This is a genomic window from Micromonospora sp. BQ32 (assembly GCF_059358895.1).
In genome coordinates this window covers 214,061-238,184 of the sequence record NZ_JCADBI010000002.1, presented here as the reverse complement: position 1 = coordinate 238,184, position 24,124 = coordinate 214,061, and the positions used below count along the sequence as shown (strand labels likewise).

Genomic DNA, 24,124 nt, shown 5'->3' with positions numbered 1-24,124 from the left:
GCCACCGGAGGCTCGGCCCGCTGGGACGACGACGGCGGCGGCTCGGCCGGCCGGCTGGTTGGTGCCGGATCGGACACCTGTCGCGGCCCGGTCACCGACGGACGACGGTCACGCGGGCACCTTGGCGACCGCGTCGATGATCACCCGGAGCAGGTCCACGACCCGTGGGCCCCAGCGGGAGGCGATGTCGTCGTCCAGGGCGACCACCTGGTTGTTCTTCACCGCGGTGAGGCCGGCCCAGCCACTGCGCGCCTTGACCGTGTCGGCGCTCTGCTGGCAGCACTTGGCGTCGGCCAGGAAGACGAAGTCCGGGTCGGCCTTGACGATGAACTCCTGGGACAGCTGCGGGTAGCCGAAGTTCTTGCCGTCCGCGTCGGCCGGGTCGGCGATGTTGGTCAGGCCGACCTGGCTGTAGAGCGAGCCGATGAAGGTCTTGCTGGTGGCGCTGTACAGCTCCGGGCCCAACTCGTGGAAGTAGGTGAGCTTCTCGGCGCGCTGCGGCAGGTCCTTGATCAGCCTGCTGATGTCGTCCTTCATCCGGGTGGTGACGTCGGTGGCCTGGTCGGCGTGCCCGGTCAGCGTGCCGAGCTCGGTGAGCTGCCGGTACGAGTCGTCGAGCGTGATCGCCGCCGGGGTCTGGTACACCGGGATCTTCAGCTTGCCGAGCTGTTCGACGATCTTGTTGCGGTCGTCGGAGAGCACCACGAGGTCGGGGTTCTTACCGGCGATCGCCTCGGCGTTCGGCTGGAAGGCGGAGAGGTCGGTCTTGGGCGCCTCAGCCGGGTAGTTCGACTGGTCGTCGACGGCGGTCACCTGCGGGCCGGCACCGATCGCGAAGAGCATCTCGGTGGCGGTGGGCGACAGCACGACGATCTTCTCGGGACGCTTGTCGAGGGTGAGCGCGCCGACCGTGACCGGGTAGGCGGCGGCCGCGGTGCCGGCGCTCGGCTGGTCGTCGGCCTTCTCGGCGCAGGCGCCGAGGGCGAGCGCGGTGACCGCGAGGGTCGCCGCGAAGAGCCGAGGGGTACGTCTGAACATGGGGGCCTCCTGTCGGTCGAGGAGTGTGGTGCTTCGCCGACAGGGACTTTCGTACGCCCGCCCACGAGGCGCCCTTCCTCGAGAGCGCGTATCGCGACCGATCCGTAGGCGACCTGGCTCGTCCCCACCGACCGGTGGGGCATCACAGTTGCGGGACAGCGCCGGGTTTCGCACCGGCTTCGCTGCGGACTGGTCGCTAAGACGGTAGCGCACCGCCAGGACGTGCCGGATCGATCAAGGGCTGGTCGGCAGCCGTCGATACCTCGGACACCCGCACCACGCGGGGCGGGGAGGCATATGTCCAAGATCCTGAGGTTTCGGAACGGGTGGCGGGGCCCCGCCGGGGCGGGACGGGGCCCCACCCGATCAGGAGGACGTGATGGTGACGTTGTCCACAGCCGCCTCCACCAGGCTGGCTCCGGAGGCATCCGCCGCCTCGACGAGCACGCGGACCGACTGGCCGGCGTACGGGGTGAGGTTGAGGTTCGCGACCGCCCAACTTCCGTTGCGGTTGCTGGCCGCGCCGGCCTGGGTGAGCAGCGCGGTGGCGCCGCCGTTGTGCACCACGCTCACCCGCAGGTAGTCCGCCGACGAGGCGTTCGAGCCGTGCGCCAGGTACCAGGCGAGCGACAGGGTCAGCGTGCCGGACGACGGCAGCGTCACCGCCGGGGACCGGGCGCTGCTGACTCCGCCGTCGAGGTCGTAGTCACCGGCCGCCGAGCCGGCCAGCCGGCCGGTGACCAGGTCGTTGGATCCGGCGTACGGGGTGAGCTGCTTGGCTCCGGAGGACGTGGTCGCCTGGGCGGCGCCCCGTTCCCACGCCCCGAGGGTGGCGGTGTCGGTGCCGGCCGGGTTGATGGTCCAGCCGGTGGCGGTCTCGAAGGTGTCCGACCAGACCGTGGTGCCGCCACCGCCGCCGCAGTACTGCGCCTGCTTGCCGATGGCCCGGTACGGGCAGTCGGCGTACTCGCTGAGAAGCAGCACCGCCTCCCGGTTGCGCGAGGTCTGTGCCGGGATCACCTCGTCGGGCGGGTAGAAGCCGCCGCCGCCGGACGAGCCCGGGTACATCTCGAAGGTGTACGCCCAGATGTTGTGAGTGGCCCACATCCAGTCGATGCTGTCGCCGTCGGTGATGTACAGGTCGCTGGACTGTTGCGGGGTGTAGTTGTTGGTGGCCGCCATCTGCTGGCCGATGGTGGCGAAGGTGTTGTACTGGTCCGCGTTCATCCCGGTCGCGGTGTTCGCGGTGGTGTAGCCGTACGGCCAGAGCACCAACTGCGAGTAGGTGTGGAAGTCGATGTTGGCCTTGATCTGTTGCACACCGCCGACCACCCGGCCGTTGACGAAGTTGCGCAGCGCCTGGGTCTCGGGTGCGGAGAACGCCGACGGCCCCCGGTAGGTCTCCGACGAGGTGCTGCCGGACGAGCCGCCGCAGCATCCCCAGTTGTAGGACCAGTTGCGGTTCAGGTCGGTGCCGACGTTCGACGAGCCACTGTTGGGCTGCCGGTTCTTGCGCCAGGACCGGTACGAGCCGGTGGCGATGTCGTACTCGCTGCCGTCCGGGTTGACCGTCGGCACGATCCAGAGCTCCCGGCCGTTGACGATGTTGGTGATCCGGGAGTCGCTGCCGTAGCTGTCGGTGAAGAGGTTGAGCAGGTAGATCGCCATCTCGACGGTCAGGTGCTCACGGGCGTGCTGCTGGGAGTTGAACAGGATCTCCGGCTCGTTCTCGTCGGTGCCGACGTTGTCGGAGATCTTCACGGCCATCAGGTCGCGGCCCTCGTACGACGAACCGATGCTGATCTTGCGGGCGATCGCCGGATGGTCGGCGACGACCTGGTTCACGACGGCGGTCAGTTCCGCGTAGTCGTGGTAGTTCGAGTCGGCCGGCGGGAAGGCCAGCGCGCCGATCTCGCCGGCGCCGCGCTCGGCGTTCGGCGGCGGGGCGAGCGGCTCCAGCCGGAAGCCCAGCTTGCCGATCTCGGCGGCCTCGGCCGCGGTGGCCGAGATGTGCAGCACGCCGTGTTCGGAGTAGTCGATGGCGGCTCCGGTGCGGGCCACCGCGTTGCGGTCGGCCAGGGTCCGGGGCCCGAGCACCCGGTAGCCGGCGGCGGCCTGCTCAGCGGTGCGGTCCGGTGCCGGTCGGGCGGCGACCGGACCGGCGGCGACGGTGACGATGCCCAGCCCGGTGACGACGGCGAGCACCAGGACACGGCGGAGGGGGATGGGCGTGCGGAGGGCCATGGACTACCTCCTCGGAGGGCGGGAGATCCCGCTCGGTGAAGGACACTTCACCACCTGTCACATGGTCATATCAATATTGATCGCTGCCTTATGCATCCCAGGCGGATCATCACGGCGGCAATGATTTTCCACCTATCAACGTCTGGCGAAACTTCCCTCCAAGCGGAAAACTGACCAGCGACGATGCCCCCTCGACACCGCGGAGCACCCATGGCCAGATCCCGCCTGCGCGCGGCCGCCCTCGCCGGCGTCACCACGCTCACCCTGCTCACCAGCGCCGCGCCCGCGCTGGCGGCCCATCCGCCCGCCCCCGCCCACGACGAGCAGATCACCTACCAGGACTGGTCCGGGCCCGCCGACTGGCACCGGGGCAGCCGGGCCGGCACCCGCGTCGTGCCCGGCGCCCGAGCGGGCGTCACCCTGGCCCGCCCGGCCGGCACCACCGAGTACGCGGACCCGCACACCGGCGCCACCCGCACCTGGGAGTACGGCACCTGGACCTCGCCGGTGACACGGGTCGGGTTCGACGCCACCGAACTGATCGCCTCCTGGAACGCGGAGACCCCCGCCGGCACCTGGATCCAGGTGGAGATGCAGGGCAACTACACCACCGGCGACCAGACCCCGTGGTACGTCCTGGGTCGCTGGGCGTCCGGCGACACCGACATCAAGCGGACCAGCGTCAACCGGCAGGGCGACCCCTTCTCGACGATCTGGACCGACACCTTCAGCATCGACGACGCCACCGCGGGGGTGCTGCTCCGGTCGTACCAGCTCAAGCTGACCCTCTACCGGGCACCCGGGCAGACCGCCGCCCCGGTGGTCCGGATGCTGGGCGCGATGAGCTCCACCGTGCCGGACCGGTTCACCGTGCCGCCGAGCGCCGGGCACATCGCCTGGGGCCGGGAGCTGCCGGTGCCGCGCTACTCGCAGAACGTGCACTCCGGGCACTACCCCGAGTACGACGGCGGCGGCGAAGCCTGGTGCTCACCCACCTCCACGGAGATGGTGGTCGAGTACTGGGGTCGCAAGCCGTCGGCGGCCGACACCTCCTGGGTGGACCCGACCTACCCCGACCCGACGGTCAACCACGCCGCCCGGATGACCTACGACTACGCGTACGACGGCGCGGGCAACTGGCCGTTCAACACCGCGTACGCGGCCAGCTTCCCAGGGCTGGAGGGCCGGGTGACCCGGCTGCACTCCCTGGACGAGCTGGAGCGTTTCATCGCCGCCGGCATCCCCGTCGTGACCAGCCAGTCCTTCCTCGCCAGTGAGCTGGACGGGGCGAACTACGGCACCTCCGGGCACCTCTTCGTGGTGGTCGGCTTCACCGCCGACGGCGACGTGATCGTCAACGACCCGGCCTCGTCCAGCAACGACGTGGTGCGCAACGTCTACAAGCGTGCGCAGTTCGAGCAGATCTGGCTGCGGACCAAGCGCACCAACGCCAGCGGCGGCGTCTCCGGCGGCTCCGGCGGCATCGCGTACCTGATCAAGCCCATCGCAAAGCCCTGGCCCAAGGTCCCCGGCTCCACCAACTGGTAACCCCCAGCCCGCCCCGCCCGCCGCCCCGCGCGACCAAGCGGGTTGATCAAGAGGTTTGCGTCACCGGAAGCCGTCCTGGTGACGCAAACTTCTTGATCAACGCTGGGAGTCGGGGGCCTGGGGGTCGGGGTTCGGGTTCGGGGTGGGGTGGTCTTCGCCGGCCAGGGCGGAGCGCAGGCGTTCCTTCTCGGCGCGGCGGCGCTCGGTTGCCTCGGCGATCTCCCCGGCCATCTCGTCCCGCCAACCGCGCAGCAGGAAGAAGGAGAGCGCGGCGGAGAACACCAACGCCAGCATCAGCTTCAGGAACACGTTCATGTCGATCAGCCAGAGGCCCGCGAGCACGGCGACGAACAGCCCGATCCGGCCCAGCGTGTACTTCAGCGCGGCGCTCACCTGCACCACTCCGTTCTCTCCGTCGCCCGCCACTGCCGGCGGAAGGGTCGAACCGCCCGACGGGCGGTCGTGGTCAGCCGGTTCGGCGGGCCAGCCAGCGGACGCCCGGGAACCAGAGAGCCGCGTACGCCACGGTGAACGCCCCGGCCGCCAACGCGCCGGAGAGCAGCGGCGGCAGCCCCGCGCCCAGGCCGGCGATCAGCAGGCCCGCGAACACCCCGACGGCAGCGGCGACCACCGCCGCCACCACCCGGGCCGCGCCGAACTCCCAGGCCCGGAAGTCGTCCCAGAACAGCCAGGCCGGCAGGATCACCGCCAGCCACCCGTTGGTGTGCCCGAAGTCGCCGGCACCGATCGAGGCGAACGCCCAGTCGAACAGCACCAGCGCGAGCACGCCGATGACCAGGCCGGCCAGGCACACCCCGAGCAGGTCGCCCAGGGTACGGATGCGCCCCTCGGCGTCCCGGCGGGGAAACCCGCCCTGCTGCTCAGGTCCTCGTTGCTCGGTCATCGACTGCGAGGGTACGTGGTGGCTCAGGCCCACACCTGCTGCGGCTCGGCGCGCCGCTGCGCCAGCGACGGGGCCTTGTCGTACTCCCGGACCACGTTGTAGCGGGTGTCCCGCTCGACCGGCTGGAAGCCGGCGTCCCAGATCAGGTGCAGCAGGTCGTCGCGGTGCATGGTGTTCGGGGTGCCGTACGAGTCGGCGTCGTGCGTGATCTTGTATTCGACGACGGAGCCGTCCAGGTCGTCCACGCCGAAGTTCAGCGACAGCTGAGCCACCGACAGACCGTGCATCACCCAGAAGTTCTTCAGGTGCGGCACGTTGTCGAAGAGCAGCCGGGAGACGGCGAACGTCTTCAGCGACTCGGCCGGCGAGGCCATCGTGGTGCGCGCCTGGATCCGGTTACGGATCTTGCCGTCCGCCGAGTCGACGAAGTCGTGCTGGTAGCGCAGCGGGATGAAGACCGCGAAGCCACCGGTCTCGTCCTGCAACTCGCGCAGCCGCAGCACGTGGTCGACGCGGTGCCGGGGCTCCTCGATGTGGCCGTACAGCATCGTCGCCGGGGTCTTCATGCCCTTGCTGTGCGCCAGGGCGTGGATGCGCGACCAGTCTTCCCAGTGGCAGGCGTGGTCGACGATGTGCTGCCGGACCTCCCAGTCGAAGATCTCCGCGCCACCACCGGTCAGCGACTCCAGGCCGGCGTCCATCAGTTCGTCGAGGATCTCGTCGGCGCTCAGGCCGCTGATCTTCTCGAACCACTGCACCTCGGTCGCCGTGAAGCACTTGAGCTTGACGTTCGGCAGCGCCGCCTTCAGCTCGCGCAGCACCTTCGGGTAGTAACGCCAGGGCAGCGTGGGGTGCAGACCGTTGACGATGTGCAACTCGGTGAGCTGCTCGTCCTCCATCTCCTTGGCCTTGCGGACCGCCTCGTCGATGCGCATCGTGTACGCGTCCTTCTCGCCCGGCTTGCGCTGGAACGAGCAGTACGCACAGGACGCCGAACAGACGTTGGTCAGGTTGAGGTGCCGGTTGACGTTGAACATCACCCGCTCGCCGTTCAACTCGGTGCGCTTGTGGTGCGCCAGCCGCCCCAGCCAGGTCAGGTCGTCGCTCTCGTAGAGGGCGACCCCGTCCTCCCGGGTCAGCCGCTCACCGGCGTACACCTTCGCTTCGAGCTCACGCTTGAGTCCGGCGTCCATGGCACGTCCCTTCCACCTGCGGTCCGGATCGAGCGTACGTCGCGGCGCCGACGAGCCCGGCGGCACGGTCGCCGGCAGCGACCCACTTCACCGAACTCTCAGCCTTCCGTAACCCGGCAAGACATCGACATGAGTGGCGAGGTGCGGTAGTAACAAGGTGGGGCGGAACACACACACTGGTACCGTCCCGACGGTCGCGCCCACCGAGCGCGGCGACGAGCAGTTGGACGGGGAGCGGCATGGTCTACAGCGGGCGCGGGCGACGGCAGCGACGACGGAGCCCGGTGATCTCGCCGGTCCTGCGTCCGAAGCTCTGGGCCGCCCTGCTCGGTGCGATCGCCGCAGCCGTGCTGGCCACCCCCGCGTACGCCGAGCCCGGCGTGCCGACCACCGTGCCGGACACCGGCTCACGCCCGGCCGTCACCGGCTCGCTTCAACTGCCCGGCGGCGCACCGGTCGCGGGCGTGCCCGCCCCGCCGGTGGTCAACATCGGCAACGGCCCCCTGGCCACCGCGATCTCCGCCGGCGAGGTCCAGGTCGGCGCGCTCGGCGAGGCGTTGCTGGTGAGTCGGCAGAAACGCGTCGACGCGCAGGCGCAGCTCGACGCGGCCGGCAAGGCGCTGGCGACCGCACAGGACGCTCTGCTCCGGGCCCAGCAGACGGCCGACACCGCCGCCGGCGAGGCCATCAAGGCCGCCGCCGCGCTGCCGCCGGGCGACCTCGCCCAGGACATCCGCGGGCTGAGCCGCCTCCAGGCGATCACCCGTGGCGAGAAGGTCGACGGCGGCACCACCGGAGTGGCCGGGGAGCTGTCCCGGGCCCGCGCCGGTGAGCAGGCCGCGTACCAGAAGCACACCGAGGCCAAGGAGCTGCTGGCCGCCGCCGAGGCGGAGTTCACCGCGGGTGAGACGGCGCTCCGCGCCGCCGAGGCGAGCCTGCTCAAGCTTCGCCGGGACAACGCCGCCGCGCTGATCGAGATCGAACGTCAGCAGGAAGCCGCCGAGCAGCAGATCGGCGCCGGCTACGTCTCCAACCAGAGCATCAGCGGCATGGCCGCACACCCCCGGGCACAGGCTGCGGTCCGGTACGCGCTCGCCCAGCTCGGCGACCCGTACAAGTGGTCCGAGGAGGGGCCGGACCAGTTCGACTGCTCCGGTCTGATGTGGGCGGCGTACCGCTCCCCCGGCGCCGACTACTTCGACCTGCCCCGGGTCTCCCGTGACCAGTACGCCGCCACCCGTGGCCGCACGGTTCCGCAGAGTGCGCTGCTCCCCGGGGACCTGCTCTTCTTCGCCTCGGGCAGCAGCTGGACGACGATCCACCACGTCGGCATGTACATCGGCAACGGCAAGATGGTGCAGGCGCCCACCACGGGCGACGTCGTCAAGATCTCGGTCGTCCGCTGGTCCCGTTTGTACGCGGCCACCCGGGTGATCGGTGCGGTGCCGGCACCGGTCGTGACCAACCCGACCCCGCCCGTCTCGACCCCGAAGCCGACGCCGACCCCGTCGCCCACCAAGACCACCAAGCCGACGCCGACCCCGTCGCCCACGAAGACCACCAAGCCGACGCCCACGCCGACGCTGACGACCACCCCGACGCCCACGCCGACCGGCAGCACCACGCCGAAGCCGTCGAACACCCCGAGCAACACCCCGAGCAACACTCCGACGACCCTGCCCTCGGCACCGAGCAGCGCGCCGACCAGCATGTCTCCGAGCACCACACCGAAGGCCAGCACGAGCGTGACGGGCAGTAGCAGCGCGACGGGCAGCCCCAGCACCGCGGGCTGATCCGCCACGACCGGCTCCGGCTGTCCGCTCGGGAAGATCTGTGGCACCGTGACAACCAGGCACATCCGACCCGACGTCACGGGTCCGGGTGCGAGCATGGCGCGGAGGGCGGAAATGGCCGAGCAGAGAGATCCGGCGGAGACTGTCGACCCCGTGGTCGACCAGGCCGGCCCACCAGGGCCGGACACCGCCGACCCGGTGGCCGCCAGCGCCACCAGCCCGGCCGCCACCTCGACAGGCACAGGCACCAGCGTGGCCGACACCAGCCCGGCCGCCAGCGACACCAGGGCCGACGCCGGCTCCGCTGACAGCGCCACCAGCCCGGCCGCCGGCGGCACGGCACCGGTCGTCGCGGACGCCTCGACCGACGCCGATGACGACGTACCCGTAACCTCCGGCAACGACGACGTGTCCGCCGGTGCCGACGCCGCTTCCGGCGGCGCGGACGTTTCCGGGACCACGGACGCTGCCGCGGACGTTTCCGGTACCGACGCCGGGGAGTCGGCCGCGGTCGACGCGCGCCCGGGCCAGACCGCCGCACCGGTACGCGCTCGGGCCAGCGTCGTGACCGCCGGGGCTCTCCGCAGCGACCTGCCGGCCAGCGCTCCGGTCACCGCGACCACCTACCGTGCGACCGGCTCGGCCAGCCCAGCCGATGTGCCGTTGCCGGGGCAGCGGAAGGAATCCCCCGCGCCGGCCCGGGCCAGCGCGACGGTTCCGAGCAGCAGCCGAGGGACGGCCGGAGCCCTGGGCGCCCCCGGCCTTCGCGAGGGCACTCCCGCCGTCTACCGAGCCGCGCCGGTGGGTGCCGAGCCGGACCCGGCCCAGCCGTCGCCACCGGAACCGGAGCCGGAGCCCACGCCGCCCGGCCCTGGTCCGACCCAGCCGCCGCCACCGGAGCCGGAGCCCGCGCCGGCCCCAGGTCCGTACCCGCCCGGTCCGATGCCGACGCCGGGCCCCCGTCCCACGCCGCCGCCCAATCCGGTTCCGCCCGTCCCGGGCCCACCCATCCCACCGCCCTCGCCGGTGCCGCCCATCCCCGGCCCGCCGTCGCCGCCCGTTCCGAGCCCGCCGCTGCCGCCACCCGGTCCGCCGGTGCCGGCGCCACCGTCCCCGCCCGGCCCGATGCCGGCACCGCCGTTTCCGCCGCCACCGGCGATGACCGACACGCCCGGCGTACGCGCCACCGCGTCGGTTTCCGCACCGCCGGCCGGGTGGCCGTCCACGGCCGGGGCGACCCGCCCGACGTCCGGCGGTGGGTGGGCCGGGACGGCTCCCTCCGCGCCGCCGGTGGTGCCCGCGCCCGCGTTGCCGAACTGGCCTCCGTCCACCGCCGGGGCGCCCTCGTCGACCGGGAACAGCACCGGAAACTCCCGGATGACCGCGCCGCCGAGCAGCCCACCGGTTGGTTCCGGCGGCCGGGACGCGGCCGGCGGCCGTGGTGGCCGGCACGACGGCGGCTCCGACCTGGCCGGCACCGTCTACGGCAACGGCGAGGGAGCCGGCTTCACCACGATCGCGATACCCGCCAACGCGGTGGAGACTTCCGGCTCGTTGACCGGGCACATCCTGGCCCAGGGCTGGTCGGACACGCCGGCCGAGCAGTCCAGTAACACCCGGGTGATGATCGTCCTGGCGGCCGCTCTGGGGCTGCTGGTGGCGATCAGCGTCGCGGTCGTCCTGCTGGCCGGCGACGCCCTGGACGGACTGGTCGGCAGCGTGCTCAACGGGTGAGCCAGCGAGCGGTGGCGATGGTGAGTCCGCCCACTACGGTCGGTCAACCGGCTGGCGGCTTCGCCAGACCGCCGTACACTGGCTGAGATCACTGACCCGGCGCGCGTGGTGTGCGCCCCTGGGCGATCTTGCGGGCGATCCGGCGGTACAGCCGCGGCAGGCCATCGCGAAGATGCGCCCCGCTCGAAAGGTTTTTGTTGACCACCTCTGCTGACCCCAGCACCGTTACGTCCGTTTTCAACTCAGTCCCGGCGACCGACGCCGCCCGGGAGCAGCTCGACGTCGCTCCGAGCGAGGCCGGCACCGCGCCGGCAGCGAGCGACACCCCCCAGGCCGAGCCCGTGCCGGCGGAGACCGCCGAGCCGATGAGCTTCGCCGCTCTCGGCCTGCCCGAGCCGCTGGTTCGCGCGCTGGCGCAGCAGGGCATCACCAGCCCGTTCGAGATCCAGCGGGCCACCGTGCCGGACGCGCTCGCCGGCCGCGACGTGTTGGGCCGCGGGCAGACCGGTTCGGGCAAGACGCTCGCCTTCGGCCTGCCGATGATCGCCCGGCTGGCCAACCGCAACCGGGCCCGGCCGATGCGTCCGCGTGCCCTGGTCCTGGTGCCCACCCGCGAGTTGGCCATGCAGGTCAACGACGCCCTGGTGCCGCTGGGCAAGTCCGTCGGCATCTTCCTCAAGACCGCCGTCGGCGGTGTCCCGTACGACCGTCAGATCGACGCGCTGCGCCGCGGTGTGGAGATCATCGTGGCCACCCCGGGTCGGCTCGGCGACCTCATCGAGCGGGGCATCTGCCAGCTCGATGACGTCGAGGTGACGGTGCTCGACGAGGCCGACCAGATGGCCGACATGGGCTTCCTGCCCGAGGTGACCGAACTGCTGGCGAAGACGCCCGCGAACGGTCAGCGGCTGCTCTTCTCGGCCACGCTGGACGGTGACGTCGACGCGTTGGTCAAGCGGTTCATGACCGACCCGGTCACCCACTCCACCGCGCCGTCCACCGCCTCGGTGTCCACCATGGACCACCACATGCTGTTGATCCCGCCGCACGAGAAGTTCCCGGTGGCGGCCTCGATCGCCGCCCGGGATGGCCGGACCATGGTCTTCGCCCGTACCCAGCTCGGGGTGGACCGGCTGGTCGAGCAGCTCGCGGCCGTCGGGGTTCGCGCCGGTGGGCTGCACGGCGGCAAGACCCAGCGGATGCGCACCAAGACGCTGGCCGAGTTCCGTGAGGGCCGGATGAACGTGCTGGTCGCCACGGACGTGGCGGCCCGGGGCATCCACGTCGACGGTGTCACCCTGGTGCTGCACGTCGACCCGCCGAAGGACCCCAAGGACTACCTGCACCGCGCGGGGCGTACCGCCCGGGCCGGCGAGTCGGGCGCGGTCGCCACGCTGGTGCTGCCCAAGCAGCGCCGCACCACCCTGGCGATGATGGAGAAGGCTGGCGTCGCGCCGGCCGAGACCCGGGTTCGGGTCGGCGACGCGGCGTTGGCCGAGCTGGTCGGTGCCCGCGAGCCCAGTGGCGTCCCGGTCCGCGTCGAGGCGGAGCCTCGGGGCTACGGCGACCGCTCCGGCGGCCCGCGTCGGTTCGGTGACCGTTCGGGCGGCGAGCGCCGCTACGGCGACCGCCCGCAGGGCGACCGACGCTTCGGCGACCGACCCACCGGCGACCGACCCACCGGCGAGCGCCGCTACGGCGACCGGCCGCAGGGCGACCGGGGCTACGGGGACCGCCCGCAGGGCGATCGGCGCTTCGGCGACCGGCCCACCGGCGAGCGCCGCTTCGGCGACCGGCAGCACAGCGACCGCCCGCAGGGCGACCGGGGCTACGGCGACCGGCCGCAGGGCGAGCGCCGCTACGGCGACCGGCAGCACAGCGACCGCCCGCAGGGCGACCGGGGCTACGGCGACCGGCCGCAGGGCGAGCGCCGGTTCGGCGACCGGCCGCAGTTCGGCGACCGGGACGGTCGGGGCGATCGACCGACCGGCGAGCGGCGCTTCGGTGACCGCCCGCAGGGTGAGCGGCGCTTCGGCGACCGGGACGCTCGGGGTGGTTTCCGCCCGGAGAGCCGGGTCCGGGACGACCGGCCCCGCGATGACCGGCCGCGCGACGACCGTCCGCGCGACGATCGGCGCGGTTTCGGCGGGCGACCGCCGGCGCGTACCCACTGATTGATCCACCGAACGCCGTCGCGAAGCTCAGGCTTCGCGGCGGCGTTCGCGCATGCCCTGCCGATACCGAGTAGGTCGCGTAACGTCCGGCTCATGCCGACCATGCCGAAGTCAATCTTCTGGTCCCGGACGGACACCGCCGGCAGTGAGCAGGTTCTGCTCGACGACGGCCGCGGGTTGGCGGCCCGGGGCACCCTGCTCGCCGTGGATCCGATCCCGTGGACCGCCCGCTACCAGCTGACCACCACGCCGGACTGGGCCACCGCCCGGGTCGAGGTCGAGGCCGAGGGTCTCGGCTGGCTGCGCCGGGTGACCCTGGAGCGGACGGCCGGCCGGTGGCGGGTGACCACCGCCGAACAGGGCGACCTGGACGCGGCCCTGGTCGCCGCCGGTCATCCCCGGTCCGGCCTGCCCGGCACGGACGACCCGGACCGGCTGGCCGACGCGCTGGACGTCGACCTGAGCGGCTCTCCGCTGTTCAACACCCTGCCGGTGCACCGGCTCCGGATGGCGGCCGAGCCGGCCGATGTGGCACACCGGATCACCGTCGCCTGGGTGCTGCTGCCCGGCCTTGAGGTGGTGCCGGCCGAACAGATCTACACCGGGCTCGGGCCTGGTCGGGTGCGCTTCGCCAGTGGCACCTTCACGGCCGACATCGATCTGGACGACAGCGGCTACGTGGTGCGCTACCCCGGGCTGGCCGAACGGATCGGCCCCCGCTGAGTGCCGTACAGACGGACGGGCCGGGCCTCGCTGAGCGGGTTCAGGCGGGCCAGGCCCCGGTGGCCAGGAAGCGATCGATCGTGGCCAGGTGCGGGGTCAGGTCGAGGCCCTGGGCGGCCACCCAGTCGTCGGCGTAGTACGTGTCGGCGTACCGGTCGCCCGGGTCGCAGATCAGGGTGACCACCGAGCCGGTCCGACGCTCGGCGAGCATCGCGGCGATCAGGCCGAACGCACCCCACAGGTTGGTGCCGGTGGAGCCGCCCACCCGACGGCCGAGCAGCGCCGAACCGGCGCGCATGGCGGCCAGTGACGCCGCGTCCGGCACCTGGACCATCCGGTCCACCACCGAGGGTAGGAACGACGCCTCCACGGTGGGCCGGCCGATTCCCTCGATGCGGGAGCCCTTCCCGGTCCGTACCGACCAGTCGGCGGCCAGCCAGGCCGGGTAGAACGCCGAGTTCTCCGGATCGACAACGCAGAGCTTGGTGGCGAGCCGGCGGTACCGGGCGTACCGGCCGATGGTCGCGCTGGTGCCCCCGGTGCCCGCGCCCACGACGACCCAGGCGGGGATCGGGTGTCGCTCCAGCTCCAACTGCGCGTAGATCGACTCGGCGATGTTGTTGTTGCCCCGCCAGTCGGTCGCCCGCTCGGCGTAGGTGAACTGGTCCATGAAGTGCCCGCCGGAGTCCTCGGCGAGCCAACGGGCCTCGACCACCACGCTCGCCGGGTCGTCCACCAGGTGGCACCGGCCGCCCTGGAACTCGATCTGGGTGATCTTCTCCGGCGAGGTGGAGGAGGGCATCACGGCGATGAACGGCAGGCCCAGCATCCGGGCGAAGTACGCCTCGGAGACCGCCGTGGAACCCGACGACGCTTCGACGATCGTGGTGCGTGGCCCGATCCAGCCGTTGCAGAGCCCGTAGAAAAACAGCGAGCGGGCCAGCCGGTGCTTCAGCGAGCCGGTCGGGTGCGACGACTCGTCCTTGAGGTAGAGGTCGATCCCCCATTCCCGAGGCAGCGGGAACGGCAGCAGGTGGGTGTCGGCCGAGCGGTTCGCGTCCGCCTCGACGGCGGCGATCGCCTCGGTCACCCAGGCCCGGCTGGATTCGTCGCACCGGTCGAGATGAGTCACGCTCGGAAACCTAGCAAGCGGGCCGGCGGCGGTCAGCGCCGGTCCGGTGACGCTGACCTGCGGTGTTGGCGGCGCTGACCGGCGCGGCCGGCGGCCCGGACGAGCGGGGTCAGTGCGACGGCCAACCGGGGCAGCGCGTCCAACAGCCGCACCTGCGCTCCCCGCCACCGGGGCAGGCTGACCACCGGACGTGGCCGGCGAGCCAGCCGAACCGCCCGGGCGGCCACCCGCTGCGCGGTCAGCATCGACCCGGTGAACGAGGCCACCGCCCCCGGGTCGTCCAGCCGGTCGTGCAGCATGGGGGTCCAGATGCCGTCCGGGCAGAGGCAGGAGACGTGCACCCGCCGGTACCCGGCCATCCGCAGGTCGGACAGGGTGCCGAGGCTGAACGCCAGCAGGGCGTGCTTGCTGGCCGCGTACACCGTCTCGCCGGGCGCGGCGACCAGCCCGGCCAGCGAGACGACGTTGAGCACATGGCCGTGGCCCTGGCCGCGCATCACTGTCAGCGCGGCGAGGGTGCCGTTCATGGCACCGTGGGCGTTGACGTCGAGCACCCGACGGCGGGTCGCGGCGTCGTGCTCCCACGACGCCCCGGTGACCAGGATGCCGGCGTTGTTGACCCAGAGGGCGAGGTCGCCCCGGCTGGCCGCGGTCGCGGCGATGGCGGCGCAGGCGTCCTCGTCCCGGACGTCCAGGGCGGCCGACCAGCCGCCGAGCGGCACCGCGACGGTCTGTACCGCCGCCGGGTCGAGGTCGGTGAGCAGCACCGACCAGCCGTCGGCGTGCAGCGCGGTGGCGATGGCCCGGCCCAGGCCCCCGGCGGCGCCGGTCACCACGGCCACGGGACGCGCCGGAGGGGTCATCGGCGCACGCTACCGCCGGCCGGTCGGGCGACACCAGGGGGTACGAGGCAGTCAGGCCGCGGGCGGGCCCACCGGCTGGGGGCGGTTCTCCCACTTGGTGGAGAGCGCGATGGCGGTACGGGTGGAGGCCACCCCCGGCGTCCGGTTCAACCGCACGATCAACTGCTCCAGCTCGGCGATCGTGCCAACCCGCGCCTTGAGCAGGAACGACTCCACGCCCGCCATGAAGTAGCAGGACTCGATCTCGGGCAGCACCCGCAGCGACTCGAGCATGTCGTCGGAGTCGGCCCCGGAGTCCTCGACGATGCCGATCAGCGCGGTGACGCCCAGCCCGATCGACTCCGGTGCCACATCCGCCCGGTAGCCGCGGACCACGCCGCTGCTCTCCAGCTTGCCGACCCGCTCGTGCACGGCCGGGGCCGATAGGCCCACCTGTCGGGCCAACTCGGCGTACGAGAGGCGGGCGTTGCCCCGCAGCAGGTCGACGAGGCTCAGGTCGATGGCATCCACAGAGAGTGACCCTAACCGCTGACGCGTAACGCGCGGCCTTCGGCACCCGTTGGACTGAGCGGCGAGTCACTGTTCATAAACCGCCGGTCAGGGCAGAGGTAGCACCAGTAACATTACTAACTCCCCACTCAGTGCATTTTTCGCGTTTGGGCGGACAGGCCATGTCCCTGGTGCTGTAATTGCCATACGTCCCTCATGACGGCTCTGGGCTACGCACCAGCCGGGGGCAGTGTGTTCAGCCGGGGGCTTCGTCGACGCGAGGAGGGGGCTGTGGACACTGGAGATCGCCTGCTGACACCGGGTGAGGTCGCCGCGCTGTTTCGGGTAGACCCGAAAACTGTGACGAGATGGGCGGCGGCCGGCCGGATAGGAAGCATCCGGACTCCAGGCGGGCATCGCCGGTTTCGGGAATCCGAGGTGCGAGCCCTGCTTGAGGGGGAGGGCATGCTGGACGAGGTGGATGAGGTCGGAAAGCCACGCAATGTGGGGCCGGCCGCATCCACGGGGCCGGGTCCGGCCAACGCCGGCATGTACTGAACTGGTGCGGACAACGCCACGCGGGCCGGACACCGTCCGGTCCGCGTCCCGCTTCGGCCAACCGCCGGGCGGTAACAGCACCGCTCGTGCTGAGCAGGACAACGACACCCAGCACGGGCGGACGGCTCAGCCTCGGGCTGCGCCGAGCTGGCCGGACCACCGCCGGAACAGGGTGTGTGGGACGCCGAGCGCGTCCAGCACCTTGCCGGCCACGAAGTCGACCAGCTGCTGCGCGCTGGCCGCCGCGCCGGCACCGTAGAAGCCGGGGCTGGCCGGCAGCACCACCGCGCCCGCGTCGTGCAGCGCGATGAGGTGCTCCAGGTGGCTGCGGGTCACCGGTGTCTCCCGGGGGACCATCACCACGGGACGGCGTTCCTTGAGGTTGACCTCGGCGGCGCGCTGCAACAGGTCCTTGGAGAGCCCGATCGCGACGCCCGCGCAGGCGGCCGTGCTGGCCGGGACCACGGCCATCCCGCGTACCCGGTAGGAGCCGCTGCTCGGCCCGGCGGCCAGGTCGCCGGCCGGCCAGTGCCGCACATCCGCCGCGGTCAGGTCCCGGTCTAGCCAGGCGGCGAGGTCCTCGGGCCAGTGCCCGTCGCGGAAGGGTCGGCCGGTCTCGTCGAGCACGGTGAGCCGTGCCGCCCGGGACACGATCAGGTCCACCGGCTCGCCCGCGTCGAGCAGTCCGCCGATGACGGCCGCCGCGTACGGCGTACCGGAGGCACCGGAGACCCCGACCACCCATGGTTTCCGCATGCCCCCAGCCTGCCTGGTCCGGCTGGTCCGCTGGTGGGCACCCCCAGGATTGATCCAGTCCGACATGTCGGGCGGGTACCAGCGCATCCCATCGACCTGACATGCTGCCGCTGGCGATTCGCACCGGAACCATCTCGCAGAGGAGGCATCGGTGACGACCGGCGAGATCCTCCGGGCGCTGCGTGCCGAATGTCCGATCCCGTCCCGGCTTCCACCACACGCCGATCGTGTGCAGGACTGGCTGCTCGGTCTCCTGCCCGAGCTTGGCCTCCCACTGGACGACGCCGCGCTGCACCGGCTCTCCCGGGGCGCCTTCGCCCGGTACGCCGGGCGGCTCTACCCGGAGGCGACCGAAGCCGACCTGCGGGTGCTGGCCGCGCTGTTCACCTGGTTCTTCCTGGTCGATGACGCCTGCGACGGGCCGAACCGGTTGACCCCGGCGCAGATCCGGGTGCTGCGCAACGGCACGCTGGCGCTGCTGCACGACGGCACCCGGCTGCGGCAGACCGGGCTGACCGGCCCGCTGCGGCGACTGCTGGTGCTGGCCTGGCGGGAGCCGCGCCGCCGCATGCCGGCCCGGTGGCGGCAACGTTTCGCCGACGCGGTGGCCCGACACCTCGACGGCACCTGGCAGGAGGCGGTCAACAAGGAGGCCGGCCGCCGTCCCAGCGTCGACGAGTACGTCGAGCTGCGCCGGTCCACCTCCGCGGCGGAGGTGTCGTACCCGCTGGTGGAGTTCGTCAGCGGCCGGCCGTTGCCCGACCCGGTCTACCACCACCCGCTGCTGCGTCAGATCGCCCGCACCGGCAACGACCTGCTCTCCTGGTACAACGACCTGGCCTCCCTGCAACGGGACCGGGCGACCGCCGGCGGGCACAACCTGGTCGTCGCCCTCCAGGCCGAACTGGCCCTACCGGAGGCGGAGGCGGTCGAACGGGCGGCCGAGCACTGGCGGGAGGCGATGCGACGCTTCGTCGCGCTGCGAGCCGCGGTGCCATCGTTCGGCCCGGCGTTGGACGAGGCCGTCGCCGACCATCTCGACGGGATCGCGTACGCCGTGCGCGGGACCATCGACTGGACCTTCGAGAGCGCCCGCTACCCGGTCAGCACCGCACCGCCAGCCTCAGGGCCGTAGGCCGAGCCGGATCCGCCCGACCTCAGGGCCGGAGGCCGAGCCGGATCACCAGGTCGAGCAGGGCGAAGAGGAACAGCGCGATGCCGACGAACCCGTTGGCGGTGAAGAACGCCCGGTTGACCTTGCTGAGGTCGGTCGGGGTGACCACCAGGTGCTGGTAACCGAACGCCACCGCGGTCAGCGCCAGCCCGATCCACCAGAGCCAGCCGAGACCGATCAACGCACCGAACCAGATGAACAGCCCGAAGGTCACCACGTGCGCGACCGTGGAGGCGTGCAGCGCGAAGCGTCGACCGTACCGGGCCGGCACGCTGTGCACGCCGATCTCCCGGTCGATCTCGGAATCCTGGCAGGCGTAGATCAGGTCGAAGCCGCCGATCCACAGCCCCACGGCCGCGCCGAGCAGCCAGGCTGGCCCGGAGCCGTCCAGGGTGCCGGTGACCGCCAGCCAGGCGCCGACCGGGCCGACCGCCTGGGCGACCCCGAGGATGGCGTGCGGCCAGTTGGTGAACCGCTTGGCGTAGGGGTAGACGACCAGCGGCACCACGGCGAGCGGCGCGAGCACCAGGCAGAGCGGGTTGAGCAGGGCGGCAGCGACGAGGAAGACCACCAGTGCGACGCCCGCGCCGGTCCAGGCCGTCCGCACGCTCACCGCTCCGGTGACCAGTTCCCGGTCGGCGGTACGCGGGTTCCGCGCGTCGATCTTGCGGTCGAGGATCCGGTTGGCGGCCATCGCGAACGTCCGCGCCCCGACCATCGCCACGGTGATCAGCAGCAGGTCGAGCCACCGTACCCGCCCACCGGAAACCTGCATCGCGGCCAGCGCCGAGAGGAACGCGAACGGCAGCGCGAAGACGGAGTGCTCGACAGCGACGAGCTTCAGGAAGGACTTGGTCCGGCCCGGCTTCGCCGTCGGTGCGTCGAGGACGGCCATCAGATTCCGTACTCCTTCCAGCGCTTGTCGACCAGGGCCGTGACCTCGGGGGCCATGCTCATCTCCTCCGGCCACCCGCGGGTGTAGCCCTCGGTGGGCAGCTTGCGGGTCGCGTCGACGCCAGCCTTGCCGCCCCAGAACTGCTGGTACGACGAGTGGTCGAGGTGGTCCACCGGACCCTCGGTGAGCAGCAGGTCGCGGGCGTAGTCGACGTTGCCGAAGGCCCGGAAGGCGACCTCGTTGTAGTCGTGCACGTCGCAGTCCTCGTCGACGATCACGATCAGCTTGGTCAGCGACATCAGGTGCGCGCCCCAGATCGCGTTCATCACCTTCTGCGCGTGCTTCGGGTAGCGCTTGCGGATGGAGACGATCGCGCAGTTGTGGAAGACGCCGGCGGCCGGCAGGTCGTAGTCGACGATGTCCGGGATCATCAGCTTGAGCAGCGGCTGGAAGATCCGCTCGGTGGCCTTGCCGAGGCCGTGGTCCTCCTGCGGCGGCTTCGACGTGACGATCGAGTGGTAGACCGGCTTGCGCTGCATGGTCATCGCCTCGATGTGCAGCACGGGGAACGGCTCGACCGGAGTGTAGAAGCCGGTGTGGTCGCCGAACGGCCCCTCGGGCAGCCGCTCACCCGGCTCCAGGTAGCCCTCCAGCACGATCTGCGCGTGCGCCGGCACCTGCAACGGCACGGTGAGGCAGTCGACCATCTCCACCCGCTCGCCGCGCAGGAACCCGGCGAACAGGTACTCGTCGATGTCACTGGGCAGGGGCGCGCTGGCCGCGTACGAGACGACCGGGTCGCAGCCGATCGCGACCGCGACCGGCAGGCGCTGCCCGAGCCGCTCGGCGACCGCGTGGTGCGCCGTCGAGTCCTTGTGGATCTGCCAGTGCATGCCCAGGGTGTTACGGCCGTGCTGCTGGAGTCGGTACAGGCCGAGGTTGCGCTTGCCGGTCTCCGGGTGCTTGGTGTGGGTCAGCCCGTAGTTGTGGAAGATCCCGCCGTCGTCGGGCCAGACCTGCAACCCCGGCAACCGGTTGAGGTCGACATCCTCACCCCGGTAGACGATCTCCTGGCAGGGTGCGGTCTTCACCTTGCGCGGCGGCACCGACTTGAGCTGCATGACCTTGCCGAGGCCCTCCCGGATGCCCGACCAGCCGACCGGCAACTCCGGCTTGATCAGCGCGCCGATCCGGGCGCCGACCTCGTCCAGCGAGTCGACGCCGAGGGCCATCGCCATCCGCTTCTCGGTGCCGAAAAGGTTGATCGCCACCGGCATCTCGCCCCGGGTCGGACGCTCGAAGAGCAGCGCCGGGCCGCCCGCCCGCACCGTGCGGGTGACCACCTCGCTGATCTCCAGGGTCGGATCGACCGGGACGTCGACCCGGCGCAACTCCCCCGCGCGCTCCAGCGCCGCGATGAAGTCCTTGAGATCGGTGTACGGGAAGCCACGAGCCGCCATGCCCGCCAGTCTCCCGCACCGCGTCTTCGGCCGACCAGGCCGGGTGGTGTGAGCCGGGGCATCCGCGGTGACGCCCCCGCTCACACCAAGCCGGGGCCTCAGGCGATGTCCGCGTCCATGACGAGGGCGCTCGCCCTGGCGAAGGTGTGCCGGAACTCCTTGAGCGGCGCGTACTCCGGGGAGTGGTAGAAGTCCAGGATCGCCTGCTTGTCGGGGAATTCGAGGACCACCGCGATGGCGGGCTTGTGGTCGCTCTCCAGCACCAGGGGGTTGGTGTCCCGGGCTACCGGGCGACCGCCGAACCGGGCCACCACCTCCAGCGTCTGCGCCTCGTAGGCCGTCATCTTCTCGGCGTCCTCCGGCGTGACACTGATGATCATGTAAGCGCTCATCACTTGACTCCCTCTAAATTGTTCGTATGTGCGTGAACATTAGAAGTAATCGGATGAGGGCGGCAACCGGTCGGACGATGACCTGAGTCACGACCGTTCGACTGTTGATTGGTTCACGTATAGTCGAACCATGAAGGGCTTCGTTCACCCGGGTCGAGAGGACCTCCGCATCGACTCGGTGCTGGAGGCACTGGCCAACCCGATCCGCCTACGGATCATCAAGAGGCTGGCCGGCGGCGAGGAACTCACCTGCTCCACCACATTGCCGGATGTCTCTCCCTCGACCGCCAGCCACCACTGGCGCGTGCTACGCGAGGGCGGCGTGCTCTGGGCCCGCCGGGAAGGACGGATCATCCTGCACACGCTGCGCCGGGAGGACCTCGACGCCCGCTTTCCCGGGCTCCTGGATTCCGTCCTGGCCGCCGTCGACGACGGTGGCAGCCCGGCCCGCTGACACCCCTCGGGTCGTCGGTCATGGTCCGGTCAGGCTGCGGGCGTCCAGGCGTGGGCGGCCAGGGGCGGGTCGAGCGGTGCGCGGGTGAGCCGGTTGGCGAAGGTGGAGATTGTGTACGCCCCGATGCCGAGCACCACGTCCAGCGCGTGCCGAGGCTGAAAGCCGGCGGCCAGGAAGTCGTCCAGTTCGTCGTCTGGCACCGCACCCCGGTGCTGGAGCACGGCCAGCGTGAACCGGCGCAGCGCCTCCAGGCGCGGCTCGGACAGCACCGTGCCGGCGCGCAGCGCGGTAATCAGCTCGGGGGTCGCGCCGAGCTGGGCGAGCTTGCCGGTGTGCAGGGCGACGCAGACGTGGCACTCGTTGGTGGTGGCGACGGCGAGGACGACCACCTCCCGCTCCAGCGGCGTGAGGTCGGTCTGTTCGAAGCCCGCGTTGGCGGTGAGAAAACCGGCGAGCAACTGCGGTGATTCGGCCATCAGCGCCACCGGTGTTGGCAGCCAGCCGAACTGGCGGCGTACTGCCTCGATGGCCCGTCGGGCGGGGGTGGCTGCGGTCTCGGCGGTGTGGGCGGTGAAGACGGGCATGGTGACCTGCTTTCCAGGGGCGGCACGCGGGAGGGGCGGGCGGCACCGCATCCCGTACGATAGTCAACGTGGTTGACGAAATAGTAAACGTGGTTGTCGAATATGGCAACCACTGATCCCGCCCGCCCCGGCTTCGCGCTACCGCTGCTGCTGTTGGCCGGCTTCCGGACGCTGATCGACGACCTGCACGCCGAGCTGGCCCGGGAGGGGCATCCGGAGCTGCGACCGCTGCACGGGTTCGTGCTCCAGGCCGTCGGCGCGGACGGCACCACCGCCACCGAGCTGGGTCAACGGCTGGGCATCTCCAAACAGGCCGCCGGCAAGACCGTCGACCGGTTGGTCGCCGTCGGCTACCTGGAGCGGGTCGACGATCGCTCCGACGCCCGACGCCGGCTGGTCCGGGTGACCCCGCGCGGCGCCGACGGGCTACGCCGCTCGGCCGAGATTTTCGACCGACTGCGTGCACAGTGGATCGACATGCTCGGCCCGGAACGGGTCACCGCGATGGAAGACGACCTCGGCACGATGGCCTCGGCCAACTGGTTCCGACTCGACGTGCCCGGCTGGTTCGGCGGCTGATCGCGGGCTGCCGAACCAGCCGGCTGCGTGGCTCAGTGGTCGGTCAGCGGGAGCGGGCCAGCTCGACGAAGGCCCGCCAGGCGGCCGGGGTGAAGGTGAGCAGGTCGCCGTCGCGGTCCTTGGAATCGCGGACGTGCACCCGGCCGGGCAGGTTGTCGGCGACCTCGACACACGCGCCACTGTTGTTGCCGCTCCGGGTGGACTTGTGCCAGCGGGCTCCGGTCAGATCCATGGCTTCACGATCTCCTCGAGCAGGTCGATCGACTGCTGCCGGGGCAGCGCGTCACTGCGCAGACTCTCCCACCTTCCGAGCAGGGTCGCCACCTCGAAGATGTCGTCCACGGCGGTGCCGCCGGTCTGGTTGTCGAGGAAGCCGAGCCAACTGCCGTCGGCGGTGCGGCCGAGGATGAACGGCCCGAAGAGGCCGGCGTGCAGCCCCACACCCTGCGGCAGCACGTGCACCCTGATGTGCGGGCGGCGGGCGCACGCCACCAGGTGCCGCAGCTGGTCGGCCAGCACCCCGGCGCAGCCCTCCGCGAAGCGCTGCAACGCGGCCTCGTCGATCACGGCGGTGAGCTGCGGCGGGTGCTCCCGGTCGAGGATCGCCTGCCGCTCCAGCCGGGCCGCCACCAACTCCTCCACCCGGTCGGCGGTCAGCCCGAGGTCGAGCCGGAACACCGCCCGGGCGTAGTCGGCGGTCTGCAACAGCCCCGGAATCATTGTCGCCTCGAAGCATCGCAGCTGGGTGGCGACCCGCTCGACCTCCAGCCAGGGGCGGAACCAGACCGGCTCGCCGTCGCGCCGGCCCAGGTCGCGGAGCGAGGTCAGCAGGCCGCCGGTGTCGAGCACCTCGTCGGCCCGCTTCAGGTACGCCTCGTTGGGCGCCGTCTGCCCCAGCTCGACGGCCGACACCATGGACGGCGAGTAGTGCGCCCGTTTGCCGTACTCCTCCTGAGTCAGCCCGGCCGCGAGCCGAGACCGCCGGAGCTGCTCCCGGATCAGCGCCGCCGTGGACACCACTGTGGTCACTGCACCCCACCTTCCGCCGCGATTGTCGGGTCATGCGACCCATCCGCCGCACGGTAGCGAGCGCTTGACGCTGTGTCATGCCGTGACGCGGATATCGGGGTAACGCGAGCTACGGCCCGACTCGGTGGCCGCCAATCACAAGATCCACTCGGGTTTCACGAAGTCGCGGTGTCCCGGGCCGCAGGACGCCCCGACTTCCTGGAAGCCGAGTGGATCAACGGTCGACCGATCAGGAAATGTCACAGGAGACTGCAGTGGGCCAGGGTCGGTCTTCCCTGCCGGCACGACTCACAGGGTCGGGTTCGACCTGCGGGTCGACAGCCTGTCAGGGGCCTCCGGCGAGGTCCAGCCGTTCCAGCGCTACCCCCGAGTGGACGACGACCCGAGCAACGACATCGCCCCGGTGAC

At 71.5% G+C, this 24,124-nt stretch carries 24 protein-coding genes and 1 riboswitch; of the genes, 9 read left to right on the top strand and 15 right to left on the bottom strand.

All coding sequences use genetic code 11. The features are described 5' to 3' along the window. Positions 1 to 108 precede the first annotated feature (108 nt). Entirely contained in the window at positions 109 to 1,038 is a 930-nt protein-coding gene (locus AC5L30_RS04690; RefSeq protein WP_494865610.1) for an ABC transporter substrate-binding protein, read from the bottom strand. A 112-nt stretch (positions 1,039 to 1,150) separates the two neighbouring features. Next, positions 1,151 to 1,216: riboswitch (cobalamin riboswitch) on the bottom strand. A 188-nt stretch (positions 1,217 to 1,404) separates the two neighbouring features. Beyond that, on the bottom strand, positions 1,405 to 3,282 hold the full coding sequence (locus tag AC5L30_RS04685; protein WP_494865608.1) for a M14 family metallopeptidase: 1,878 nt from the start codon (positions 3,280 to 3,282) through the stop codon (positions 1,405 to 1,407). Positions 3,283 to 3,492: 210 nt separating this feature from the next. On the opposite strand from AC5L30_RS04685, the gene AC5L30_RS04680 reads away from it, so the two are divergent. Next, on the top strand, positions 3,493 to 4,830 hold the full coding sequence (locus tag AC5L30_RS04680; RefSeq protein ID WP_494865607.1) for a C39 family peptidase: 1,338 nt from the start codon (positions 3,493 to 3,495) through the stop codon (positions 4,828 to 4,830). A 96-nt stretch (positions 4,831 to 4,926) separates the two neighbouring features. On the opposite strand, the gene AC5L30_RS04675 is transcribed toward AC5L30_RS04680, so the two are convergent. From AC5L30_RS04675 to mqnE, 3 genes are all read right to left on the bottom strand, one after another. Next, positions 4,927 to 5,223 (bottom strand): DUF4229 domain-containing protein, encoded by a 297-nt coding sequence (locus tag AC5L30_RS04675; protein WP_494865605.1) that lies wholly within the window; start codon positions 5,221 to 5,223, stop codon positions 4,927 to 4,929. A gap of 73 nt (positions 5,224 to 5,296) precedes the next feature. After that, positions 5,297 to 5,734: a hypothetical protein gene (locus tag AC5L30_RS04670; protein WP_366630363.1), complete on the bottom strand. Its 438-nt coding sequence runs from the start codon at positions 5,732 to 5,734 to the stop codon at positions 5,297 to 5,299. A 23-nt stretch (positions 5,735 to 5,757) separates the two neighbouring features. After that, entirely contained in the window at positions 5,758 to 6,927 is a 1,170-nt protein-coding gene (gene mqnE, locus AC5L30_RS04665; protein ID WP_238683249.1) for an aminofutalosine synthase MqnE, read from the bottom strand. Positions 6,928 to 7,166: 239 nt separating this feature from the next. Between mqnE and AC5L30_RS04660 the strand changes: the two genes are divergently transcribed. The 4 genes from AC5L30_RS04660 (at position 7,167) to AC5L30_RS04645 (ending at position 13,351) form a co-directional block, all read left to right on the top strand. Continuing rightward, positions 7,167 to 8,720, top strand: a complete 1,554-nt coding sequence (locus AC5L30_RS04660) for a C40 family peptidase (RefSeq protein WP_494865604.1) — start codon at positions 7,167 to 7,169, stop codon at positions 8,718 to 8,720. A gap of 114 nt (positions 8,721 to 8,834) precedes the next feature. After that, the gene (locus AC5L30_RS04655) at positions 8,835 to 10,454 is read left to right on the top strand and encodes a hypothetical protein (protein WP_494865602.1); all 1,620 of its coding nucleotides are present in this window, start codon (positions 8,835 to 8,837) and stop codon (positions 10,452 to 10,454) included. 197 nt (positions 10,455 to 10,651) lie between these two features. After that, positions 10,652 to 12,628, top strand: coding sequence for a DEAD/DEAH box helicase (locus AC5L30_RS04650; protein ID WP_494865600.1), 1,977 nt, complete (start codon positions 10,652 to 10,654; stop codon positions 12,626 to 12,628). A 102-nt stretch (positions 12,629 to 12,730) separates the two neighbouring features. Continuing rightward, a complete protein-coding gene (locus AC5L30_RS04645; RefSeq protein ID WP_494866076.1) occupies positions 12,731 to 13,351 on the top strand; it encodes a putative glycolipid-binding domain-containing protein in 621 nt (206 codons plus the stop codon). 40 nt (positions 13,352 to 13,391) lie between these two features. On the opposite strand, the gene cds1 is transcribed toward AC5L30_RS04645, so the two are convergent. Genes cds1 through AC5L30_RS04630 form a run of 3 tightly spaced genes read right to left on the bottom strand, consistent with a single transcriptional unit; the run spans position 13,392 to position 15,856 of the window. Next, positions 13,392 to 14,483 carry an L-cysteine desulfhydrase Cds1 gene (cds1, locus tag AC5L30_RS04640; RefSeq protein WP_494865598.1) on the bottom strand — a complete coding sequence of 364 codons (1,092 nt, stop codon included), beginning with the start codon at positions 14,481 to 14,483 and terminating at the stop codon, positions 13,392 to 13,394. A gap of 32 nt (positions 14,484 to 14,515) precedes the next feature. Further along, a complete protein-coding gene (locus AC5L30_RS04635) occupies positions 14,516 to 15,346 on the bottom strand; it encodes an SDR family NAD(P)-dependent oxidoreductase (protein ID WP_494865596.1) in 831 nt (276 codons plus the stop codon). Between the two features lie 51 nt (positions 15,347 to 15,397). Beyond that, on the bottom strand, positions 15,398 to 15,856 hold the full coding sequence (locus AC5L30_RS04630) for an Lrp/AsnC family transcriptional regulator (RefSeq protein ID WP_091395696.1): 459 nt from the start codon (positions 15,854 to 15,856) through the stop codon (positions 15,398 to 15,400). Between the two features lie 270 nt (positions 15,857 to 16,126). On the opposite strand from AC5L30_RS04630, the gene AC5L30_RS04625 reads away from it, so the two are divergent. After that, positions 16,127 to 16,393: a BldC family transcriptional regulator gene (locus AC5L30_RS04625; RefSeq protein ID WP_007454516.1), complete on the top strand. Its 267-nt coding sequence runs from the start codon at positions 16,127 to 16,129 to the stop codon at positions 16,391 to 16,393. 126 nt (positions 16,394 to 16,519) lie between these two features. Here AC5L30_RS04625 and AC5L30_RS04620 read toward each other — a convergent pair whose 3' ends face one another. Next, positions 16,520 to 17,149 (bottom strand): UbiX family flavin prenyltransferase, encoded by a 630-nt coding sequence (locus AC5L30_RS04620; RefSeq protein ID WP_494865593.1) that lies wholly within the window; start codon positions 17,147 to 17,149, stop codon positions 16,520 to 16,522. A 151-nt stretch (positions 17,150 to 17,300) separates the two neighbouring features. On the opposite strand from AC5L30_RS04620, the gene AC5L30_RS04615 reads away from it, so the two are divergent. Continuing rightward, entirely contained in the window at positions 17,301 to 18,284 is a 984-nt protein-coding gene (locus tag AC5L30_RS04615; protein ID WP_494865591.1) for a terpene synthase family protein, read from the top strand. Positions 18,285 to 18,306: 22 nt separating this feature from the next. Here the strand turns inward: AC5L30_RS04615 and mqnP are convergent, their stop codons facing one another. The 3 genes from mqnP to AC5L30_RS04600 form a co-directional block, all read right to left on the bottom strand. Beyond that, positions 18,307 to 19,218: a menaquinone biosynthesis prenyltransferase MqnP gene (mqnP, locus tag AC5L30_RS04610; protein WP_494865589.1), complete on the bottom strand. Its 912-nt coding sequence runs from the start codon at positions 19,216 to 19,218 to the stop codon at positions 18,307 to 18,309. Then, entirely contained in the window at positions 19,218 to 20,678 is a 1,461-nt protein-coding gene (locus AC5L30_RS04605; protein ID WP_494865587.1) for a menaquinone biosynthesis decarboxylase, read from the bottom strand. The genes mqnP and AC5L30_RS04605 overlap by 1 nt, the downstream gene beginning before the upstream one ends. A gap of 98 nt (positions 20,679 to 20,776) precedes the next feature. Then, entirely contained in the window at positions 20,777 to 21,070 is a 294-nt protein-coding gene (locus AC5L30_RS04600; protein ID WP_494865586.1) for a DUF1330 domain-containing protein, read from the bottom strand. Positions 21,071 to 21,200: 130 nt separating this feature from the next. On the opposite strand from AC5L30_RS04600, the gene AC5L30_RS04595 reads away from it, so the two are divergent. Beyond that, positions 21,201 to 21,524: an ArsR/SmtB family transcription factor gene (locus tag AC5L30_RS04595; RefSeq protein ID WP_494865585.1), complete on the top strand. Its 324-nt coding sequence runs from the start codon at positions 21,201 to 21,203 to the stop codon at positions 21,522 to 21,524. Positions 21,525 to 21,553: 29 nt separating this feature from the next. On the opposite strand, the gene AC5L30_RS04590 is transcribed toward AC5L30_RS04595, so the two are convergent. Next, positions 21,554 to 22,108, bottom strand: a complete 555-nt coding sequence (locus AC5L30_RS04590; protein WP_494865584.1) for a carboxymuconolactone decarboxylase family protein — start codon at positions 22,106 to 22,108, stop codon at positions 21,554 to 21,556. Positions 22,109 to 22,210: 102 nt separating this feature from the next. Here AC5L30_RS04590 and AC5L30_RS04585 point away from each other — a divergent pair, with 102 nt between their 5' ends. After that, a complete protein-coding gene (locus AC5L30_RS04585; RefSeq protein ID WP_494865583.1) occupies positions 22,211 to 22,687 on the top strand; it encodes a MarR family winged helix-turn-helix transcriptional regulator in 477 nt (158 codons plus the stop codon). Between the two features lie 43 nt (positions 22,688 to 22,730). On the opposite strand, the gene AC5L30_RS04580 is transcribed toward AC5L30_RS04585, so the two are convergent. Together AC5L30_RS04580 and AC5L30_RS04575 are read right to left on the bottom strand one after the other, a co-directional pair. Then, entirely contained in the window at positions 22,731 to 22,919 is a 189-nt protein-coding gene (locus AC5L30_RS04580) for a DUF397 domain-containing protein (protein WP_494865582.1), read from the bottom strand. Beyond that, complete coding sequence (locus tag AC5L30_RS04575; protein ID WP_494865581.1) at positions 22,910 to 23,716, bottom strand: helix-turn-helix domain-containing protein; 807 nt, start codon at positions 23,714 to 23,716, stop codon at positions 22,910 to 22,912. Before AC5L30_RS04575 ends, AC5L30_RS04580 begins: the two co-directional genes overlap by 10 nt. Positions 23,717 to 24,124 lie beyond the last annotated feature (408 nt).

What these genes read in the sequence shown, in the direction of transcription:
- AC5L30_RS04655 (WP_494865602.1), top strand. Translation starts at nt 8,835, where the DNA reads ATGGCCGAGCAGAGAGATCCGGCGGAGACTGTCGACCCCGTGGTCGAC.
- AC5L30_RS04595 (WP_494865585.1), top strand. Translation starts at nt 21,201, where the DNA reads ATGAAGGGCTTCGTTCACCCGGGTCGAGAGGACCTCCGCATCGACTCG.
- AC5L30_RS04685 (WP_494865608.1), bottom strand. Translation starts at nt 3,282, where the DNA reads ATGGCCCTCCGCACGCCCATCCCCCTCCGCCGTGTCCTGGTGCTCGCC.
- AC5L30_RS04590 (WP_494865584.1), bottom strand. Translation starts at nt 22,108, where the DNA reads ATGCCCGTCTTCACCGCCCACACCGCCGAGACCGCAGCCACCCCCGCC.
- AC5L30_RS04660 (WP_494865604.1), top strand. Translation starts at nt 7,167, where the DNA reads ATGGTCTACAGCGGGCGCGGGCGACGGCAGCGACGACGGAGCCCGGTG.
- AC5L30_RS04580 (WP_494865582.1), bottom strand. Translation starts at nt 22,919, where the DNA reads ATGGATCTGACCGGAGCCCGCTGGCACAAGTCCACCCGGAGCGGCAAC.
- AC5L30_RS04680 (WP_494865607.1), top strand. Translation starts at nt 3,493, where the DNA reads ATGGCCAGATCCCGCCTGCGCGCGGCCGCCCTCGCCGGCGTCACCACG.
- AC5L30_RS04620 (WP_494865593.1), bottom strand. Translation starts at nt 17,149, where the DNA reads ATGCGGAAACCATGGGTGGTCGGGGTCTCCGGTGCCTCCGGTACGCCG.
- AC5L30_RS04645 (WP_494866076.1), top strand. Translation starts at nt 12,731, where the DNA reads ATGCCGAAGTCAATCTTCTGGTCCCGGACGGACACCGCCGGCAGTGAG.
- mqnP (WP_494865589.1), bottom strand. Translation starts at nt 19,218, where the DNA reads ATGGCCGTCCTCGACGCACCGACGGCGAAGCCGGGCCGGACCAAGTCC.
- AC5L30_RS04585 (WP_494865583.1), top strand. Translation starts at nt 22,211, where the DNA reads ATGGCAACCACTGATCCCGCCCGCCCCGGCTTCGCGCTACCGCTGCTG.
- AC5L30_RS04635 (WP_494865596.1), bottom strand. Translation starts at nt 15,346, where the DNA reads ATGACCCCTCCGGCGCGTCCCGTGGCCGTGGTGACCGGCGCCGCCGGG.
- AC5L30_RS04690 (WP_494865610.1), bottom strand. Translation starts at nt 1,038, where the DNA reads ATGTTCAGACGTACCCCTCGGCTCTTCGCGGCGACCCTCGCGGTCACC.
- mqnE (WP_238683249.1), bottom strand. Translation starts at nt 6,927, where the DNA reads ATGGACGCCGGACTCAAGCGTGAGCTCGAAGCGAAGGTGTACGCCGGT.
- AC5L30_RS04670 (WP_366630363.1), bottom strand. Translation starts at nt 5,734, where the DNA reads ATGACCGAGCAACGAGGACCTGAGCAGCAGGGCGGGTTTCCCCGCCGG.
- AC5L30_RS04600 (WP_494865586.1), bottom strand. Translation starts at nt 21,070, where the DNA reads ATGAGCGCTTACATGATCATCAGTGTCACGCCGGAGGACGCCGAGAAG.
- AC5L30_RS04605 (WP_494865587.1), bottom strand. Translation starts at nt 20,678, where the DNA reads ATGGCGGCTCGTGGCTTCCCGTACACCGATCTCAAGGACTTCATCGCG.